The organism is Halomonas maura, assembly GCF_030409305.1.
GTDB classification, from domain to species: domain Bacteria; phylum Pseudomonadota; class Gammaproteobacteria; order Pseudomonadales; family Halomonadaceae; genus Halomonas; species Halomonas maura.
This window is the reverse complement of sequence record NZ_JAUFPQ010000017.1, coordinates 298705-315714: the sequence shown is the minus strand read 5'-3', so window position 1 is coordinate 315714 and position 17010 is coordinate 298705. Positions and strand designations below refer to the sequence as shown.

Sequence of the window (17010 nt, the reverse complement as noted above, 5' to 3'; positions counted from 1 at the left end):
TCGGCGTCTTCAAGCCGAGCCCCAAAAGGGGCCGGAACGCTCACCCCGCCAGGATCACCACCGCGCCATAGGCCGCCACCCCGGCCACGACCGGCCAGCCGAGCGAGCGCAGCCGGTACCAGACGGCCAGGGTCGCCAGCACGCCGATCAGCGTGGCCAGCCAGGCCGTGGCGTCGGGGTGGCGCGGCACCAGCGAGACGCCGAGCACGGCGGCCACCATCATGGGGCCGAGGATGGCGAGCCACTGGGGCATGGCGTCGGCGCCCGGCTCGCCGTCGAGCTTGCTGAGCCGGCGCTGCATCCACAGCAGCGGGACCAGGCGCATCAGCAGGGTGCCGAGGGCCGCGGCCAGCACGGCCAGCCAGAGCGCGCTACTCATCGCCACCTCCCGTCGTCCGGGCGTCGAATCTCACCATGTAGAAGCACAGCGCCCCGCAGGCGGCAGCCAGGGGGATGCCGAGGTTGGTGAAGCCGGCCAGGGTGCAGAGCATGGCCAGGAGGATGCTGATGCCCAGTGCCAGGCTCCAGCGCCGGCAGGTGAAGCGCGGCATCACCAGCACCAGGAACAGTGCCGGCAGGGCGAAGGGCAGGATCTTGCCGAGCAGCGGCCACTGGGCCATCAGCCAGTCGCCGGCGATGGCCCCCAGGGCCGTGCCGGCGACCCAGCTCGCCCAGGCCAGCAGGGCGGCGCCGGTGAACCAGCCGAGCCGTGCCGACTCGGGAAGCTGCGGCAGGCGATGGTGGGCCAGGGCGAAGACCTGGTCGGTCAGCGTGTGCATCAGCCAGGCCCACCAGCGGCTGGCGGTCAGCCAGGGCGCCAGGTTGGGGGCATAGACCACATGGCGCAGGTTGATCAGCGTCGTCATGACGACCACCAGCCACAGGGGCGCGCCGCCGGCGATCATGCCGACGAACAGGAACTGTGACGCCCCGGCGTAGAACAGCACCGAGATGATCACCGCCTCCCAGGGGCTGAAGCCCGCCTGGATGGCGACCAGGCCGAAGGAGATCGCCACCGGCACGTAGCCGCCCAGCAGCGGGATGGCCTCGCGCACGCCCGTCAGCCAGGGGCGAGGCGGCGATGAGGTGGCCTGCAGGGTCATGGCGGGGTGTCTCCCTCTGCGTAGATGACGGTGAGCAGCAGCGTCGCCCAGCTCTCCCCGGTGCGATAGAGGTGCGGGCGATCGGCCGCGAAGGCGTGGGTGTCGCCGGCGCTCAGGCACCGGGTCTCGCCCTCCGGGCCCGCCTCCAGCTGGCCGCTGATCAGGGTGAGCGATTCCCGGGCGCCCGGGGTATGGGCCTCGGCATGGCGGATGGTGTGGGGCGCGCAACGCATCCAGTAGGCGTCCACCTGGGGGGTCTCCTTGCCTTGGTCGACCAGCCGCACCTGCACCCCGTCCTCGCCCAGGGGGACGGAGATCGGCGCGACCAGGGTGCCGAAGGGCACGTTCAGCTGCACCGCCAGCCGCCAGATGGTATCCAGCGTCGGGTTGCCGTTGCCCTGCTCGAGGCGCGACAGGTTCGACTTGGCGATGCCGGCGGCGGACGCCAGCTGCGACAGCGACAGCCCCGTCTCCTGCCGCAGTCGTTGCAGGTGCTGGCCCAGGGTGCCGAGCGAGAGCCGGTCCATAGTCAGTGCTCCATGCCGTTCGATGACAACGTGTTCGATATAAGGAACGTTCTATAAAAGGAACGGTAGACTGTCAAGTCGCGCCGGCTACCCGGGGCCTGTGCCGATCCCAGGATCGCCTAGCTGGACGCGCGTCCTCGTTCGGGGCAGGGGCGTGGCGGCCCCGTACCGCGAGCGCCCGGCGGTGCCGGCGGACGGGACAGGGGCAGGGTGTGGCGAGGGGAGGGGGACGTCAGGCGAGGCCCCGCGGGCAGCAGGCGGCCGGTGGTAATGTCGGGCCCGCCCCAGGCGGCTCACCGGCGGCTGTGACGGATCACCTTGCCATCGCAGAGGGTGGCGCGATGGCGGCCGTCCACGAAGGGCGGGTCGTCCCAGTGCAGTGTCTTGCAGGTCTCGCCGTCGGCATGGGTCACGCGCCCGACGCGGTCGGGCGTGCCGAGGATGGTGAGCGCCTGGTTTTCCGACATGCCCTCCAGCAGATGGCCCCTGCCATGGGCGCGGGCCTTGGCATTGCGCCGGTCCAGGGCCGAGAGATAGTCCCGGGTACTGCGCCCTTCCGGCCGGACGGGTGGCGGGGTCGCCGCCGGCAGGGTCGGGAAGCTCGATAGGTCCGGGGCCGGGTAGGTGGTGATGGCATCCTCCTCGTTGAGCCTTTCCCCCTGGGGGCAGGGCGACGCCTGGTAGCGGGTGCCCCCATCGAGGTCACAGCGGTAGACCTGGCCCTGGGCGGCCAGGGGCAAGCTGGCCAGCACCAGCGCGAGCCTCGGCCACTTCATCTCGGCAGCCGTCCCGTCGGACCACCCGGCCGGCCATCCGCCTCGCCAGGGCCTGCTCTCCTCCATCGGTTCGGTGTGTCTCTCCCCATCTTGATTCCGTCCATCGCTTCGCCTCTTTGGTGCCCTCAGGCTAGTTCGGGGGACGCGCCGTTGGTGTAAGCCACGTCTCGGGTTCGGGTAAGACGTATGATATTTGTTGAATAATTGTTTTCTTATGTAAGGCGCTCATGAGCGTCATCCCGCCGGTGTCGCGCGGTGCGGGAGCGCCAGCCGGCGGGAGAGGGCGGCGCGCCAGGCTTCTGGCGCGCCCCTCCAGGGCGGGTTCGAGAAGTGGTGTCGCTAGGTTGCGACAGGTCTTCCTCGGGGTGGCGCCACCGTTTGCCTGTGACATCGCTCGCGGCCGAACCTTGATCGCTCCCTGCAGTCGCAGGGCATCAGGACCCCGCTTGTTCGATCGGCCACTGGTGCTGCGGACGGCCATGGGCTTGACTGAGCAAGGAGAGGTTCCGGAGGATATCCGCCTGGGAGCACGGAGGTTCCCGAGTCGTCTCATCAGCCTGATACCCGCTTCGGCCTTGCGCCGTTCACCCGAGGGCGAGCTCGGCCGAAATTCCTGTCCACACGGCGAGCGTGACGATGGTCGAGTCCTCGGCCAATGCGAAGGAGTGAGAAAGTGCAAGCATCCGCAAGATTGTCCCCATCCCCCCAGGGCCCCGGCCGACGCGTTCGCCCCTGGCTGTTGGCGGGCCTGCTAGGCGCCCTCGGTGGCCTGGCCTCACCGACCCTCATGGCCTTCGGCTTCGAGGACGTGGCGCAGAAGGCCAGGTCCCTGTCCGAGTCGGCCTATGAACCGCCCGAAACGAATCTGCCCGACGCCCTGCGCGAGCTCGAGTACGAGGACTACGCCAAGATCAAGTACCGCCGCGACCAGGCGCTCTGGAGTGATGAGGACCTGCCCTTCCAGCTGACCTTCTTCCACGAGGGCATGCACTTCGACAGTGCCGTCAAGGTCAACACCGTGGTCGACAACGAGGTCCAGGAGGTGGGCTTCGACCCGGAGCGCTTCGATTACGGCGACCTGTCGATTCCCGAGGAGCAGCTCGAGGGCCTGGGCTTCTCCGGCTTCAAGATCGTCAACGCCCTCAACCGCGAGGACGTCATGGACGAGCTCATGGTGTTCCAGGGGGCCAGCTATTTCCGGGCGCTCGGCCGGCACCAGCAGTATGGCCTGTCGGGCCGTGGCCTGGCCGTCGACACGGCGCTGCAGACCGGCGAGGAGTTTCCCGCCTTTCGCGAGTTCTGGGTGGTCAAGCCCAACCCGAAGAGCCAGTACCTGACGGTGTTCGCACTGCTCGATTCGCCGAGCCTGTCCGGTGCCTATCGCTTCGTGCTGCGCCCGGGGGACGACACCGTGGTGGACGTCAAGTCGCGCCTGTTCCTGCGCCGCGAGGTCGAGAAACTGGGCATCGCCCCGCTGACCAGCATGTACCTGTTCGGCCCCGGCCAGCCCTCGGAGAGCCACAACTACCGGCCCGCCATCCATGACTCGAACGGCCTGCTGATTCACGGTGCCAACAACGGCTGGACCTGGCGGCCGCTGGCCAACCCGGACAAGTTGATGGTCGACGAGGCGCCCGTCGACTCCCTCAAGGGCTTCGGCCTGCTGCAGCGCAGCCACGACTTCAGCGATTACGAGGATCTGGTCGATCGCTACGATCGCCGGCCGAGCGCCTGGATCGAGCCGCAGGGCAACTGGGGCGCCGGCGAGGTCGAACTGATCCAGATCCCCACCCCCAACGAGACCAACGACAATATCGTGGCGTTCTGGAAGCCCGAGTCGATGCCGCCGATTGGCGAGCCGCTGAACCTCAACTACCGCATGTTCTGGACGACTACCGAGGACAAGTTCCTCGATCCCGATCTGGCATGGGTCGAGGAGACGCGCCGTTCGCGGGGCGAGGTACGCGGCAACGACCTGGTGCGTGAGCCGGATGGCTCCATCGCCTTCGTGCTGGATTTCCAGGGGCCGGCCCTGGAGTCCTATCGCGGCGACAACGGGCTCGCGGTGGAGGCCAGCGTCGGCGACAACGGCGAGCTGGTCGAAAGCCGGGCCGTGCCCAATCAGGCAGAAGGGGGCTGGCGCGTGTTCCTGCGCGTCAAGCGTGGCGATGCGGACCAGCCCGTGGATATCCGCGCGACCCTGAAGGACGGCGACAAGCCCCTGTCGGAAACCTGGTACTACCGGCTCCCGGCCGATGGTTGAGCGTAGCGCTTCCCCCGATCGTGCCGCGGAGTACCTGGAGCGGCTGGCGGTCGAGGCCGAGTCGCCTCAGGCGCGCCGTGAGCTGATGGCCGGGGACCTCGATGCCGAGGGCCTGGCGGCCCTGCACGAGGGCCTCGGCCAGCAGCCGGCGCCGGAAGAGGACCCCGCCGCGGTGTCGGTGGGGCCGCGGCTGGCGCTGGGCTACCCGGCGCCGCCGCTGGCCCCGCCGCCGCAGCTCTCGACCGATGCGCGGGGCATCACCCGGCTGTGCACGATGCCACCGCTGGCCCGCACGCCGCTGGCCCCGGAGCCCTGGGCGAAGGGACCGCTGGTGCGCTGGTCGCGTCGCCTGTGGCGCGGGATCACCGGTACCGGCACCGATTCCGGTCCCGCGCGACACGGCCGCATGCCGCGCTGGCAGCGGGTCGGCCGGCTGCGGCGGCTGGTGCTGCTGGTGCTGACTGTCGGCCAGAGCCTGGTGGCCGCAAAGTACATGAGCACGGTGCTGCCCTACCAGGGAACCCGGCCCCTGGAGATCGCCATCCTGGCGCTGTTCGTGCTGCTGTTCAGCTGGGTGTCGGCGGGGTTCTGGACGGCCCTGATGGGCTTCTTCCAGCTGCTGCGCGGGCGCGACCGTCATGTGATCAATGCCCGCGAGGTGGACGACGACGCGCCCCTGGATCCCGGCGCCCGCACCGCCCTGGTGGTGCCGATCTGCAACGAGGACGTCCCCCGGGTGTTTGCCGGTGTGCGGGCCACCCTGGAGTCGCTGCGCGATAGCGGGCAGGAGGAAGCCTTCGACCTGTTCATCCTCAGTGACACCTCCGACCCCGACGTGGCCATCGCCGAGACCCATGCCTGGCTGGCGCTATGCCGCGAGCTGGGGGCGTTCGGGCGGGTCTTCTATCGCCGCCGCCAGCGCCGGGTCAAGCGCAAGAGCGGCAACCTCGATGACTTCTGCCGGCGCTGGGGGCGCAACTATCGCTACATGCTGGTGCTGGACGCCGACAGCGTGATGACCGGCAGCTGCCTGACCCGGCTGGTGCGGCTGATGGAGGCCAACCCCCAGGCCGGCATCATCCAGACCGCGCCGAAGGCGTCCGGCCGGCACAACCTCTATGCGCGGATGCAGCAGTTCGCGACCCGGGTCTACGGGCCGCTGTTCACCGCGGGGCTGCATTTCTGGCAGCTGGGGGAGTCGCATTACTGGGGGCACAACGCCATCATCCGCATGGAGCCCTTCATGCGCCACTGCCTGCTGGCGCCGCTGCCCGGCAAGGGGTCGCTGTCCGGCGAGATCCTCTCCCACGACTTCGTCGAGGCCGCGCTGATGCGTCGTGCCGGCTGGGGGGTGTGGATCGCCTACAACCTGCCCGGCAGCTACGAGGAGATGCCCCCCAACCTGCTGGACGAGCTCAACCGGGACCGTCGCTGGTGCCACGGCAACCTGATGAACTTCCGGCTGTTCCTGGCCCGGGGGATTCACCCCGTGCACCGCGCGGTGTTCCTCACCGGGGTCATGTCCTACCTCTCCGCGCCGCTGTGGTGCCTGTTCCTGATCCTCTCCACGGCCCTGCTGGCGGTGCATACCCTGGCCACGCCCCAGTACTTCCCCGAGCCGGGGATGATGTTCCCGGTCTGGCCCCAGTGGAACCCGGGCCTGGCGGTGGGCCTGTTCAGCGCCACGGCGACCCTGCTGTTCCTGCCCAAGGTGCTCAGCGTGATCCTCATCAGCTGGCAGGGCGCCCGGCAGTTCGGCGGCGTCGGCAAGGTCTGGCTGAGCATGGTGGTGGAGTCGCTCTTCTCCATGCTGATGGCCCCGGTGCGCATGCTCTTCCATACCCGCTTCGTGCTCGCGGCCCTGCTGGGGCGGGGGATCCAGTGGCGCTCGCCGTCCCGCGACAACAGCGACACGACCTGGGGAGACGCGGTGCGCAACCATGGCGTCCAGACCCTCATCGGCGCCGCCTGGGCGGCCGGGGTCTACGCCCTCGAGCCGACCTTCCTGTGGTGGCTGGCGCCGATCGTCGGCGCGCTGATGGTGTCCATCCCCGTCTCGGTGTTCTCCAGCCGGGTGTCGCTGGGCCTGCGCAGCCAGCGGGCGCGGCTATTCCGGATTCCCGAGGAGACGCGTCCGCCCAGGGTGCTGCGGCGCATGGTACGCCACCTGAAGCGGATGACGCGCGGGCCCGCCGCGCCGACCTTCCCTCAGACGGTGGTCGACCCGGTGGCCAATGCGCTGGGCTGTGCGCTGGCCACCAGTCGCCATGGCCAGTCGGCGTTGCTGCAGCGGCGCCGGAAGGAGCGGGTGGCCGAGGCGGTGAGCAGCGATCCCCGGCGGCTCGCGCCCGCCGAGCGGCTGCGCCTGCTCGACGACCCGGTACTGCTGTCGATGCTGCACTTCCGGGTGTGGGCCGATCCGCACGCGCATCCCGCCTGGCGTGAGCTGGGCCTGCCCAGGGCAGCGAGCCTGAAGGTGCCGGGGCGGGGCCAGGAGGCAAGCGGCGAGCCGGGCCTGCCCGAGGCGGCGAGCCTGACGGTGCCGGAACGGAGCCCGGAGGCCAGCGGATGAGTGGCCAGGTAACCGACCGATCGCGTGACCCGGCGTCACGCGGCCGGGTCCAGCCCCCGACCAAGGAGCGCTTCATTGGCCTGGAGTGGCTGCGCTTCGTGCTGGGGCTGTACATCGTCATCTTCCACACCCTGCACAACTACCCGTCGATCTCGAGCTGGTCGCACTACGTCACGGACATCGGCTTCTTCTCGACCAGCTCCTTCTTCGTCCTCTCGGGCTTCCTGCTGGCGCACGTCTACCTGGATCATCACCAGTCGCTGCGCGAGCCGGCCCGCAGCTTCTGGATCAAGCGCTTCGCCAACCTCTACCCGATCCATATCGGCGCGTTGCTGCTGGCCATGCTGGTGTCGACCGCGGTGGGCAAGCTGGCCATCACCCCGGAGGACGCCGCCGCCTCGATCCGCTTCGTGATCTACGACGTCAACAACGACCTGGGGCAGACCGATCCCGAGGCCCTGCGCCATTACATGAGCGATCCCGAGCTGGCGGCCAACCTGGCACTCAACGTCACCCTGCTGCATGCCTGGAATCCCCTCTACCTGACCTTCAACCCGCCGTCCTGGTCGATCTCGGCGCTGATGGGCTTCTATCTGGTCTTCCCCTGGGCGGCCCCGCGACTGTTCCGGGTGCGGCATGTCGGCCGGGCCCTGGCGCTGACCAACCTGCTCTACCTGCTGCCGCCCCTGGTGGTCATCGCCCTGACCGACTACGGCATGCCCGAGACGGGCATCCTGCACCGCAACCCCCTGATCCGCCTGCCCGAGTTCATTGCCGGAATCCTGCTCTGCGTGCTGTACACGCGCTGGCGGCGGGCCGGCTACCGGCCCGGCCGGGGCCTGTGCCTGGCAATGGCGCTGTGGGTGGCCGGCTCGGTGGTCGTGGCGGTATGGCTGCTGGGCCAGGGACATGCCTGGTACTACCTGCTGCACAACGGCCTGCTGCTGCCGTCGCAACTGATGCTGATCCTGCTGATGACCCGGGTGCCTTCACCGGAGGATCCGCGGCTGCAGCGCCTGGCCAGACGCCTGGGTGGCGCCTCCTTGCCGATGTTCGCGCTGCACGTGCCGCTCTACGTGATCTTCACCCGGGTCGAGCAGGTCCTCGCCGGCGAGCCCGCTCGCTGCCTCGGTGATTTTCGCGGCTGCCTGGAGGCCGCCGGGGACAGCTCGCTGATGATGTACCCGGTCTTCCTGCTGTTCACCGTGCTGTTCTGCGTGATGTTCCAGGAGCAGTTCGTGCTGCGGGTCCGTGAGCACCTGCAGCGCCTGCTCATGGGGCGGCTGGTGCCCTCGGCACGCCGGGAAGCCTAGGCATCTCGCCTGGCATGATCTCGCCCCGGACCGGCCGGTCCGGGGCTGGCTCGACGGCTCAGACCTCGTCGCTCTTGCCCTCGGCGCGGCAGGCCGCGGCGGTGAACAGCACGTCGGTGGAGGAGTTCAGCGCGGTCTCGGTGGAGTCCTGCACCACGCTGATCACGAAGCCGATCGCCACCACCTGCATGGCCACGTCGGCGGAGATGCCGAACAGGCTGGCGGCCATGGGGATCAGCAGCAGCGAGCCGCCGGCCACGCCGGAGACGCCGCAGGCGGCCAGCGCCGAGACGATGCACAGCATCAGCGCGGTGACGAAGTCGACCTGGAGGCCCAGGGTATGGGCGGCGGCCAGGGTGGTCACGGTGATGGTGATGGCGGCGCCGCACATGTTGATGGTCGCGCCCAGCGGGATCGAGATCGAGTAGGTATCGGCGTGCAGCTTCAGACGCTTGCACAGCTCCAGGTTGACCGGGATGTTGGCCGCCGAGCTGCGGGTGAAGAAGGCGGTGATGGCGCTGCCGCGCAGGCAGGTGAACACCAGCGGGTAGGGGTTGCGGCCGGTCTTCAGGAACACGATCAGCGGGTTGGTGACCAGCGCCACGAACAGCATGCAGCCGACGATCACCAGCAGCAGGCGACCGTAGTCGAGCAGGGCGTCGAGGCCGGATTCGGCAAGGGTGTTGGCGACCAGGCCGAGGATGCCCAGCGGGGCGAAGCGGATCACCAGCTGGACGATGCCCGAGACGGCGTCGGAGAGATCCTTGAGGGCCGTGCGGGTGGTGTCGGCGGCGCGGCGCAGCAGTAGCCCCAGGCCCACGGCCCAGGCCAGGATGGCGATGAAGTTGGCCTCCATCAGCGCCTCGACCGGGTTGGCGACGGCGTTGAGCAGCAGGTTGCGCAGGACCTCGGTGACGCTGCCGGGCGGGGTACCGCTGGCCGCCGGGGCGTTCAGTTCCAGGCTGGTCGGAAAGGCGAAGCTCGCCGCCACGGCGACCAGCGCCGCCACCAGGGTGCCGACGAGGTAGAGCACCAGCACCGAGCGGATATGGGTGGGCTGGCCCTGGCGATGGTTGGCGATCGCCGCCGCCACCAGCACGAAGACCAGCACCGGGGCCACCGCCTTCAGTGCGGAGACGAAGACCTGTCCGAGCAGGGCGGCCGACCGGGCGGTGTCGGGGGCGAAGGTGGCGAGCAGGATGCCGGCGACGATGCCCAGCGCGATCTGGGGGATCAGCCCCAGTCGCAGCAGCGGGCGGCCCAGGGTATTGAGGGTAGCGATCATGGGTGTCTCTTGTGGAATCACGGGGTGCATGAACGTGTCGGGCGCCGCGGGCCGCCGTGTCGCCACGAGGTCTCGCCGCGGGGAGTGCCGTCGTGGTCGAGACGCGGGAAGGAGAGGCCCGTCGTCGCCCGGTCCGGGGGTCGCCCGGGGCAGGCGAGCGTATTCTATCATCGAGGCTATTGGTAGGGGTTACGACCTTGGTTTCTATTGAAACCAGGAAGAAATGTTGGTTTGAGGTTTTTCCATAAAGGAATGTCTATGAGGGTCGCCTGCGGGCGAAGCCTCAAGGGCCGGCGGAAATGCCGGCGGGTGTCGTCGTTGTCGCTCGTCGGCGGGGCGATAGTGCAGGCGCAGCGGGATGCGGGTGTCATGGGAACGCGGGAGAAGAGGCTGGTGCGGGCGACGCCAGGGCTCGTGGCAGGCAAAGTCGAGGCTCGAGCCGGTTGCCATCGACTCGCTCCTCCGGGGCGTGTCGGAGCCCCCTCAGCCGCCCCGCGGGGCCAGCAGGATGATCCCGGCGCCGGCCAGGCACAGCGTGGCGCCGAGCAGGTCCCAGCGGTCGGGCAGGCGCTGCTCCACCGCCCACAGCCACGCGAGCGAGGCGACGATATAGACGCCGCCGTAGGCGGCATAGGCGCGGCCGGCGTAGTCGGCGCTGGAGAGGCTGAGCAGCCAGGCGAACAGCGCCAGGCTGAGAAGCCCCGGCAGCAGCCACAGCGCCGAGGCGCCCTGCCGCCACCAGGCCCAGACGCTGAAGCAACCGGCGATCTCGGCCAGGGCGGCGGCGACGTAGGCCAGCGGCGTCAGCATGACGCCGCCGGGGCAGGGGATTGCGGCATGGCGCCTGGCGGGGCGATCACGCCGAGAGGCGCGCCGCCACGGCGTCGAGGAAGCCGTGCATGTCCACCACCGTCTCCGTGGCCGGGTCGGTGGTCTTGCCCTTGAGGTCGCCGGTGACGATGCCGTCGCCGACGGTATCGATCAGCGCCTCCTTGAGTCGGCCGGCATAGGCGGCCAGCGGCGTATTGTCCTCTCGCTCCGCCAGGGTCTCCAGGGCATTGGCCACGGCGTAGATCAGCGCCGAGGAGTTGAAATGGGCCTCCTTGCCGTCGCTCTGCAGGTACCTGAGGTAGAGGTCGTGGGCGGTGCCGTGGGGCGCCTCGAACAGCATGGTGCCGTTCTTGCTCTCGATGATCGAGCTGGCGGTGGCCAGGCTGCCGCCGAGCGCCGCGGAGATGTCGGAGAAGATGTCGCCGTCCAGGTTCTGCGCCGGGTAGAGGGCGTTGCGGGGCGGGTCGGTGATCATCTTGATCAGCTGGCTCGAGGGCCGCATGATCATGAACGACGGCGGCGGGGTATCGGCCTTGGCCAACTCGCGGCGCGCCTCGGTGATGACGTCGCTGAACACCTCGTCGTAGTCCATGTACTCGCGCTTGAGGCCGAAGTAGACCTCCTTGTCCTTGCGCGAGGCGTCGCGGAACACCTGCAGCACCCAGTCCTTGATCGCCGCGCGGTCGTTGGACATCAGCAGGATGGGATCGCCCTGCCTGACGTGGCGGGCATGTCTCTCGTCGCCGTCGACCACCACCTTGAGAATGCCGTCCTCCGCGGCGGGGGCATTGAAGCTGCCGTACTGGTCGCCGCCGCCGGCGCTCATCCGCGAGATCGACACCTGGGCCTTGCGCTCGGGGATGCCGTAGCGCTTGAGCTGCTCCACCAGCTTGTAGAGCTTGCGGCCGGTGTTGTTGTCCGGCACGCCCCACAGCGCCCGCTCGGGCGGGTTGGCGACGAGGCGCGCGGCCTGGGCATCGATCAGCTCATAGTGGTAGGCGAGCCCGAGTGACTCGGCCTGCTGCTGGTAGTGGGCCTGGTAGATGTCCTCGATGGCGGCGCGCATCACGCCGTCATAACCGGCGATCACGGTGTCCTTGAGGCCCAGGTAGATGTCGCGCCGCTCGTCGATGGCGCGCTGGAAGAAGCGATGCGCCCAGGACCTGACGGTGTCGATGTCGTTGGTGGCCAGCAGCCAGGGGTCGCCCTTGTTCACCTCGCGGCGATGCAGCTCCACCGGGTCGCCGCTGGCGCCGACGAACATCAGCTTGACCACCCCGGTGGCGCCGGACAGGGTGTTGTAGCTGTCCTTGATGCCGCCGGCGTCCATGGTCTCGACCTCGATGTCGCGGCCGATCCACTGCGGCGTGTCGACCTTGAGGTTGCGGAATTCGATGTCCTCGCGGGTGATATTGCCGCCGATGCCCTTGCGGATCGCACCGTTGGGCGACTTGGTGGCCAGCGGATGCAGGCTGCCGGCCTCCAGCTCGGGGTGCTTGGCGAGCAGGGCGTCGCGCTGCTCGCGGTTGACCGTCATCCCGGCGTTCTTCACGCCCACGCCATGGCGGTTGAGCGCCTCGACGGCGTCGATCACCGCCTGGCCATTGGTGATCAGCCGGTTCTCCGCGGTCAGGTCGATCTCGACCAGGTCGATGTCCAGTCGGGAGGTCACGAAGGCCTCGAGGATCCTCTCGAAGGCCACCTGAGCCATCTCGTCGCCATGCAGGATGACCAGGGGGGCTGCCACCTTGATCTTGTCGCTCATCATCGCTTCCCGTAGTGCAGCAGTGGAATCAGCCGGCCTCACCCTCCGGATGAGGCCCGGACCTCGGCCCTGTCGACACCGTCGGCGCGGCGTCGGGCTCCATATGCGTAACCTGTCATTGTACACGCTCCGACGGGCGGCGGGGTCGCGAGCCGCCCCGGGCCGGCATTGGCGAGCGGGGCCGGGCCCGCCGCCCGCGGTGAGCGTCCTCCTCGGCGGGACGGTCGTCAGCGTGGTTGCGGTTCGGCGCCGGTCGAGGCGTGCGCGCGCACGCGCCGGGCCAGGTCGGCCACATGGGAATCCTCCACGCCGAGGGCGTCGAGGGCGTCGGCGAGGTTGAGCAGGTAGTCGCTGTTGGGGCCGCTGGGGCCATGGGCCTCGGCGATCTGGCGGGCCATGGCCGCCGGCTCGGCCTCGCCGAGGAAGGCGGCGTTGTCCGCGGTGGCGATATAGGTCAGGCCCTGGGCGGTGGCGCCATCGGCGAAGTGCAGGGTGGTGATCTCGCGCAGGTAGCCGTTCTTCTCGCGCACGTCCAGCGGGCGCAGGGTCTCGGGGCTGATGCGGTAGGCCATGCCGTGGCAGACGGCGCCGGGCCGCGGCAGCAGGGTGGCGACCCGTCCCGGGGCCTGCGGGGTGCCGCGGTGGTCGTGGGAGCCCTGCCAGAAGCGGCGGACCCAGTCGTGGATATGGGCCGGGCGGCGCTCCAGGTAGGGAAAGCCGGCCTTCCAGATCAGCGAGCCGTAGCCGAACAGCCAGATGGCCTCGTGATCGTCGAAGTGGGTCATGCGTCGGTTGAGCTGGGTGGTGTCGAGGACCATGTGTGGTGTCCAGGTGGCCGTGCGGGCCCGTCGGGGCAGCAAAGGGACCATGATGCGATGTCCGTCCGGACTTGTCGAAGGCCGCCGGGACCGGGGTGGCGGCGCGGCTCTTGTATACAAAACCGGATGGCGTAAGATGGATTTCCACGTTTGTCCCATCCCGTTACCGAGGAGCGCCCCATGAGCTTTCACGTCTACCTGTCCGGCGAGATCCATACCGACTGGCGCGAGGAGATCCAGCGCGGTGCCGAGGCCGCCGGCCTGGACATCGTCTTCACCGCGCCGGTCACCGACCACGAGGCCAGCGATGCGGCCGGCGATCACCTGGGGCCGGCGAGCGAGGGCTTCTGGCGCGACCACAAGTCGTCCAAGGTCAATGCCATCCGCACCAAGACGCTGATCGAGCAGAGCGACCTGGTGGTGGTGCGCTTCGGCGACCAGTACAAGCAGTGGAACGCGGCCTTCGATGCCGGCTACTGCGCCGCCCTGGACAAGCCCTACGTGACCCTCCACGGCGAGCAGATCGTGCATCCCCTCAAGGAGGTCGATGCCGCGGCCATGGCCTGGGCGACCACCCCGGCCGAGGTGGTGGAGATCCTCAAGTACGTCACCCGCGGCTGATTCTTTCCGCCCCGGGGCTGGTGTCGACCCGTGCCGGGGGCTACGCTGCCTTGAATCCGACAACCCGCTGATTCAAGGAGCTTCCCCGCCATGACCGTGATGATTCTCGGCCTCGTGATCTTCCTGGGCGTGCACTCCGTGCGCATCGTTGCCGACGATTGGCGGCGTGAGCGCATCGCCCAGTGGGGGGGAGGGCGCTGGAAGGCGCTCGTCAGCCTGGTGTCGCTGATCGGCCTGGGGCTGGCGATCTGGGGCTTCGGCCAGATGCGCCTGGACCCGCAGGTCGTGTGGACGCCGCCGCTGGCCATGCGCCACCTGGTGGCACTGCTGATGATCCCCGCGTTCATCCTGCTGGTGGCGGCCTATGTGCCGCGCAACCACCTCAAGGTGAAACTCGGTCACCCGATGATCCTGGGGGTGAAGGTGTGGGCGTTGGCCCACCTGCTGGCCAACGGCCGGCTGGGGGATATCGTCTTCTTCGGTGCCTTCCTGCTATGGGCGGTGCTCGACTTTCGCGCCGCCCGTCGTCGTCCGATGCCGGCCCCCGTCAGGCCGGTGATGACGGCCACCGTTACCAGCCTGGTGATCGGCGTGGTGGCCTATGCCGTCTTCGCCTTCTGGCTGCATGGGCTATTGATCGGCGTGCCGGTGATGCCGACCTGAGGATCCCATGACCATGGAATCGCCGTTGATGTGGCTCGCCACAGGCCTCGGCCTGGGCCTGGCGCCCCTGGCCTCGGGAACCTTCGGCTCGCTGCTGGGCCTGCCGCTGGCCTGGTGGCTGCTGGGTCGTGCGCGACGCGTGCAGCTGGCCGTGGCGGCGGCGCTGCTGGTGGCGGCGATGCCGCTCTGTCACCAGGCCGCGAACCTGCTGGGTCACAAGGACGACGGACGCATCGTGCTCGACGAGATCGTCGCCTACCCGCTGGCGGTGCTGGGGCAGACGGCGGCGCGCCATCCCGCTGTCCTGGCCGGGGCCTTCGTCGTCTACCGGAGTTTCGATATCGCCAAGCCGTGGCCGGTGGCCCGGGCCGAGGCGATCCCCGGCGGCGTCGGCATCGTGCTCGACGACAGCGTGGCCGCCGCCATGGCCTGGCTGGTGGTGGCCGGAGGCCTGGGTCTAGGGTGGCGTCGCCGCGCAGCGGGGAGGGGATGACGGGCGTCGACCGGCGCCTCGCTGCCCGCTGCGACAAGGCGTCGCGCGCCGGCCGGCCCCGCGCGCCGGCCGACTGCGCTATCCTGCGTCGCCGTTTCGTCATCGCCGTGGTTGCCCCATGACCCGCCATCACGCCCTGCACCGCCACTCTCGTCCGGCCGCGCGCCTCGCCTTGCTGGCGATGCTGCTGCTGGTGGCGGGCCCGCTGGTCGGCCAGCTGAGCGCGGCGGGGCAGGGGCAGCATGCCGGACATGGCGCGGATCAGACGCACCGCCTCCACGCTCCTGCAGCGGCGACCGCCGAGGCTCCCGCCGGCGACGCCGCGGCGGCCTACTGGCACGCGGCCTGCGGCTACTGCTCGCTGTTCCAGCAGATGCCGGTGCTCTCGGCGATGTTGCCGAGCGTGCCGCCGTTGCCTTCCCGGGCCATCACCGCCCCGGTGATGGCCACCCGCGCCGCCCACGGCGGCCCCGCGGTCTTCCCCCAGGCGCCGACTCGCGCCCCACCCCTGCCTCGCTCCTGATCACTTGAACCGTGCATTGCCGAGCGCCGCCGTCGCCACGAACGACGGTGGCGGCGGCCGTGCGCACGACTTCTCCCTTGAGACGAGCTTGTTCATGAGCAATCGAGCACAGGACCTCTATCGCGCCGTCTGGCGCTGGCACTTCTACGCCGGGCTGATCGTCATCCCCTTCCTGCTTTCCCTGGCGGTGACCGGTGGCCTCTATCTCTTCCACGATTCGATCGACCGCTGGTGGCATGCCGACCTGATGACGGTCGAGGCCCGCGAGGGCGCCCCGGTCTCGCCCGACGCGCAGCGCGACGCGGCGCTGGCCGCGGTCGACGGCGAGGCGTTCCGCTACGTGCCGCCGGCCACCAAGGAACTGGCCGCCGAGGTCGACGTGACGCGCCCGGACGGCAGCCGGATCGCGGTGTTCGTCGACCCCTACGCCGGCGAGGTGACCGGCCAGATGCCCTATCGGGGCAGCGTGATGTGGTGGATCCGCAGCCTGCACAGCCTCAACTATTTCGGTTCCACCGCCAGCCTGGCCATCGAGATCGTCGCCGGCTGGGCGATCCTGCTGGTGCTGACCGGGCTCTACCTGTGGTGGCCGCGGGGCCGGCGCGGTGGCGTGGTGACGGTGCGCGGGCGGCCGGGCAAGCGGGTGTTCTGGCGCGACCTGCACGCGGTGACCGGGCTGGCCGTCGGCGGTTTCATCCTGTTCCTGGCCGTCACCGGCATGCCCTGGTCGACGGTCTGGGGGAGCAAGGTCAACGAGCTGGCCAACGGCCACAACTACGGCTACCCGGACGGCGTGCGGGTCAACGTGCCGATGTCCGAGGCGCGCCTGGCCGAGCGGGAGACCACGCCCTGGTCGCTGGAGCAGGCCCGGCAGCCGATCTCCGAGGCCGCCGAGGCGACTGGGAACGCAGGAGCGGTGCCGATCGGCCTCGATCGGGCGGTGGCGACCTTCGAGGCGCTGGGGCTGGCGCCGGGCTATGCGGTCGGCCTGCCGGGTGGGCCGCAAGGCGTCTACACCGGCTCCGTGTACCCGGATGACCTCAGCCGGCAGCGAGTCGTGCATCTGGACCAGTATCGCGGCGAGGCGCTGCTCGACATGGGCTACGCCGACTATGGCCCGCTGGGGCGCGGCCTGGAGTGGGGCATCAACGTGCATCTGGGCCAGCAGTATGGCCTGGCCAACCAGCTGATCCTGGCCCTGGCCTGCGCCGGCATCATGCTGCTGTGCGTGTCTTCGGCGGTGATGTGGTGGATGCGCCGCCCCGCGGCTCGGCTGGGCGTGCCGCCGGAACCCGGCGATCCCCGCCGGCTGCGCGGGGTGCTGGCGCTACTGGCCATCGGCGGGGTGCTCTTCCCGCTGGTCGGCGCCTCGCTGATCGTGATGGCGGTGGTGGACGGCCTGGTGCGGCGCCGCACGGCCAGCCGCAGCGTCGCGGCCTGAGCCGCGCCGCCCCCGT

General features: G+C 69.6%; 16 protein-coding genes. 8 read left to right on the top strand and 8 right to left on the bottom strand.

Going from position 1 to position 17010, the window contains the following annotated elements; translation table 11 throughout:
- Window positions 1–40: 40 nt before the first annotated feature.
- The 4 genes from QWY76_RS11500 to QWY76_RS11485 all read right to left on the bottom strand — a co-directional run bounded on the left by QWY76_RS11500 (window position 41) and on the right by QWY76_RS11485 (window position 2406).
- Entirely contained in the window at window positions 41–379 is a 339-nt protein-coding gene (locus QWY76_RS11500) for an AzlD domain-containing protein (protein ID WP_290311353.1), read from the bottom strand.
- Complete coding sequence (locus tag QWY76_RS11495) at window positions 372–1103, bottom strand: AzlC family ABC transporter permease (protein ID WP_290311352.1); 732 nt, start codon at window positions 1101–1103, stop codon at window positions 372–374. The genes QWY76_RS11500 and QWY76_RS11495 overlap by 8 nt, the downstream gene beginning before the upstream one ends.
- Window positions 1100–1630 (bottom strand): helix-turn-helix domain-containing protein, encoded by a 531-nt coding sequence (locus tag QWY76_RS11490; protein ID WP_290311351.1) that lies wholly within the window; start codon window positions 1628–1630, stop codon window positions 1100–1102. Before QWY76_RS11490 ends, QWY76_RS11495 begins: the two co-directional genes overlap by 4 nt.
- Before the next feature lie 293 nt (window positions 1631–1923).
- Complete coding sequence (locus QWY76_RS11485) at window positions 1924–2406, bottom strand: hypothetical protein (RefSeq protein WP_290311349.1); 483 nt, start codon at window positions 2404–2406, stop codon at window positions 1924–1926.
- 673 nt (window positions 2407–3079) lie between these two features.
- Between QWY76_RS11485 and QWY76_RS11480 the strand changes: the two genes are divergently transcribed.
- From QWY76_RS11480 to QWY76_RS11470, 3 genes are read left to right on the top strand one after another with little or no spacing between them, the layout of a single operon-like run.
- Complete coding sequence (locus QWY76_RS11480) at window positions 3080–4669, top strand: glucan biosynthesis protein G (RefSeq protein ID WP_290311348.1); 1590 nt, start codon at window positions 3080–3082, stop codon at window positions 4667–4669.
- The gene (gene mdoH, locus QWY76_RS11475; RefSeq protein WP_290311347.1) at window positions 4662–7241 is read left to right on the top strand and encodes a glucans biosynthesis glucosyltransferase MdoH; all 2580 of its coding nucleotides are present in this window, start codon (window positions 4662–4664) and stop codon (window positions 7239–7241) included. Before QWY76_RS11480 ends, mdoH begins: the two co-directional genes overlap by 8 nt.
- Entirely contained in the window at window positions 7238–8554 is a 1317-nt protein-coding gene (locus QWY76_RS11470; RefSeq protein WP_290311346.1) for an acyltransferase family protein, read from the top strand. The genes mdoH and QWY76_RS11470 overlap by 4 nt, the downstream gene beginning before the upstream one ends.
- Before the next feature lie 58 nt (window positions 8555–8612).
- Here the strand turns inward: QWY76_RS11470 and sstT are convergent, their stop codons facing one another.
- The 4 genes from sstT to QWY76_RS11450 form a co-directional block, all read right to left on the bottom strand.
- A complete protein-coding gene (sstT, locus tag QWY76_RS11465) occupies window positions 8613–9839 on the bottom strand; it encodes a serine/threonine transporter SstT (protein WP_290311345.1) in 1227 nt (408 codons plus the stop codon).
- Between the two features lie 483 nt (window positions 9840–10322).
- A complete protein-coding gene (locus QWY76_RS11460) occupies window positions 10323–10649 on the bottom strand; it encodes a YnfA family protein (RefSeq protein WP_290311344.1) in 327 nt (108 codons plus the stop codon).
- A 46-nt stretch (window positions 10650–10695) separates the two neighbouring features.
- Window positions 10696–12435, bottom strand: a complete 1740-nt coding sequence (locus QWY76_RS11455) for an isocitrate/isopropylmalate family dehydrogenase (protein WP_290311342.1) — start codon at window positions 12433–12435, stop codon at window positions 10696–10698.
- 227 nt (window positions 12436–12662) lie between these two features.
- Window positions 12663–13253 (bottom strand): gamma-glutamylcyclotransferase, encoded by a 591-nt coding sequence (locus tag QWY76_RS11450; protein WP_290311339.1) that lies wholly within the window; start codon window positions 13251–13253, stop codon window positions 12663–12665.
- 180 nt (window positions 13254–13433) lie between these two features.
- Here QWY76_RS11450 and QWY76_RS11445 point away from each other — a divergent pair, with 180 nt between their 5' ends.
- The 5 genes from QWY76_RS11445 to QWY76_RS11425 all read left to right on the top strand — a co-directional run bounded on the left by QWY76_RS11445 (window position 13434) and on the right by QWY76_RS11425 (window position 16994).
- A complete protein-coding gene (locus QWY76_RS11445) occupies window positions 13434–13874 on the top strand; it encodes a YtoQ family protein (protein WP_290311338.1) in 441 nt (146 codons plus the stop codon).
- Window positions 13875–13964: 90 nt separating this feature from the next.
- Window positions 13965–14537 carry an NnrU family protein gene (locus QWY76_RS11440; protein ID WP_290311337.1) on the top strand — a complete coding sequence of 191 codons (573 nt, stop codon included), beginning with the start codon at window positions 13965–13967 and terminating at the stop codon, window positions 14535–14537.
- Between the two features lie 7 nt (window positions 14538–14544).
- Window positions 14545–15030, top strand: a complete 486-nt coding sequence (locus QWY76_RS11435; RefSeq protein WP_353960402.1) for a phosphatidylglycerophosphatase A family protein — start codon at window positions 14545–14547, stop codon at window positions 15028–15030.
- A gap of 118 nt (window positions 15031–15148) precedes the next feature.
- Window positions 15149–15553: a DUF2946 domain-containing protein gene (locus tag QWY76_RS11430; RefSeq protein WP_290311336.1), complete on the top strand. Its 405-nt coding sequence runs from the start codon at window positions 15149–15151 to the stop codon at window positions 15551–15553.
- A gap of 94 nt (window positions 15554–15647) precedes the next feature.
- Window positions 15648–16994, top strand: a complete 1347-nt coding sequence (locus tag QWY76_RS11425) for a PepSY-associated TM helix domain-containing protein (RefSeq protein WP_290311334.1) — start codon at window positions 15648–15650, stop codon at window positions 16992–16994.
- The last annotated feature ends 16 nt before the right edge of the window (window positions 16995–17010 follow it).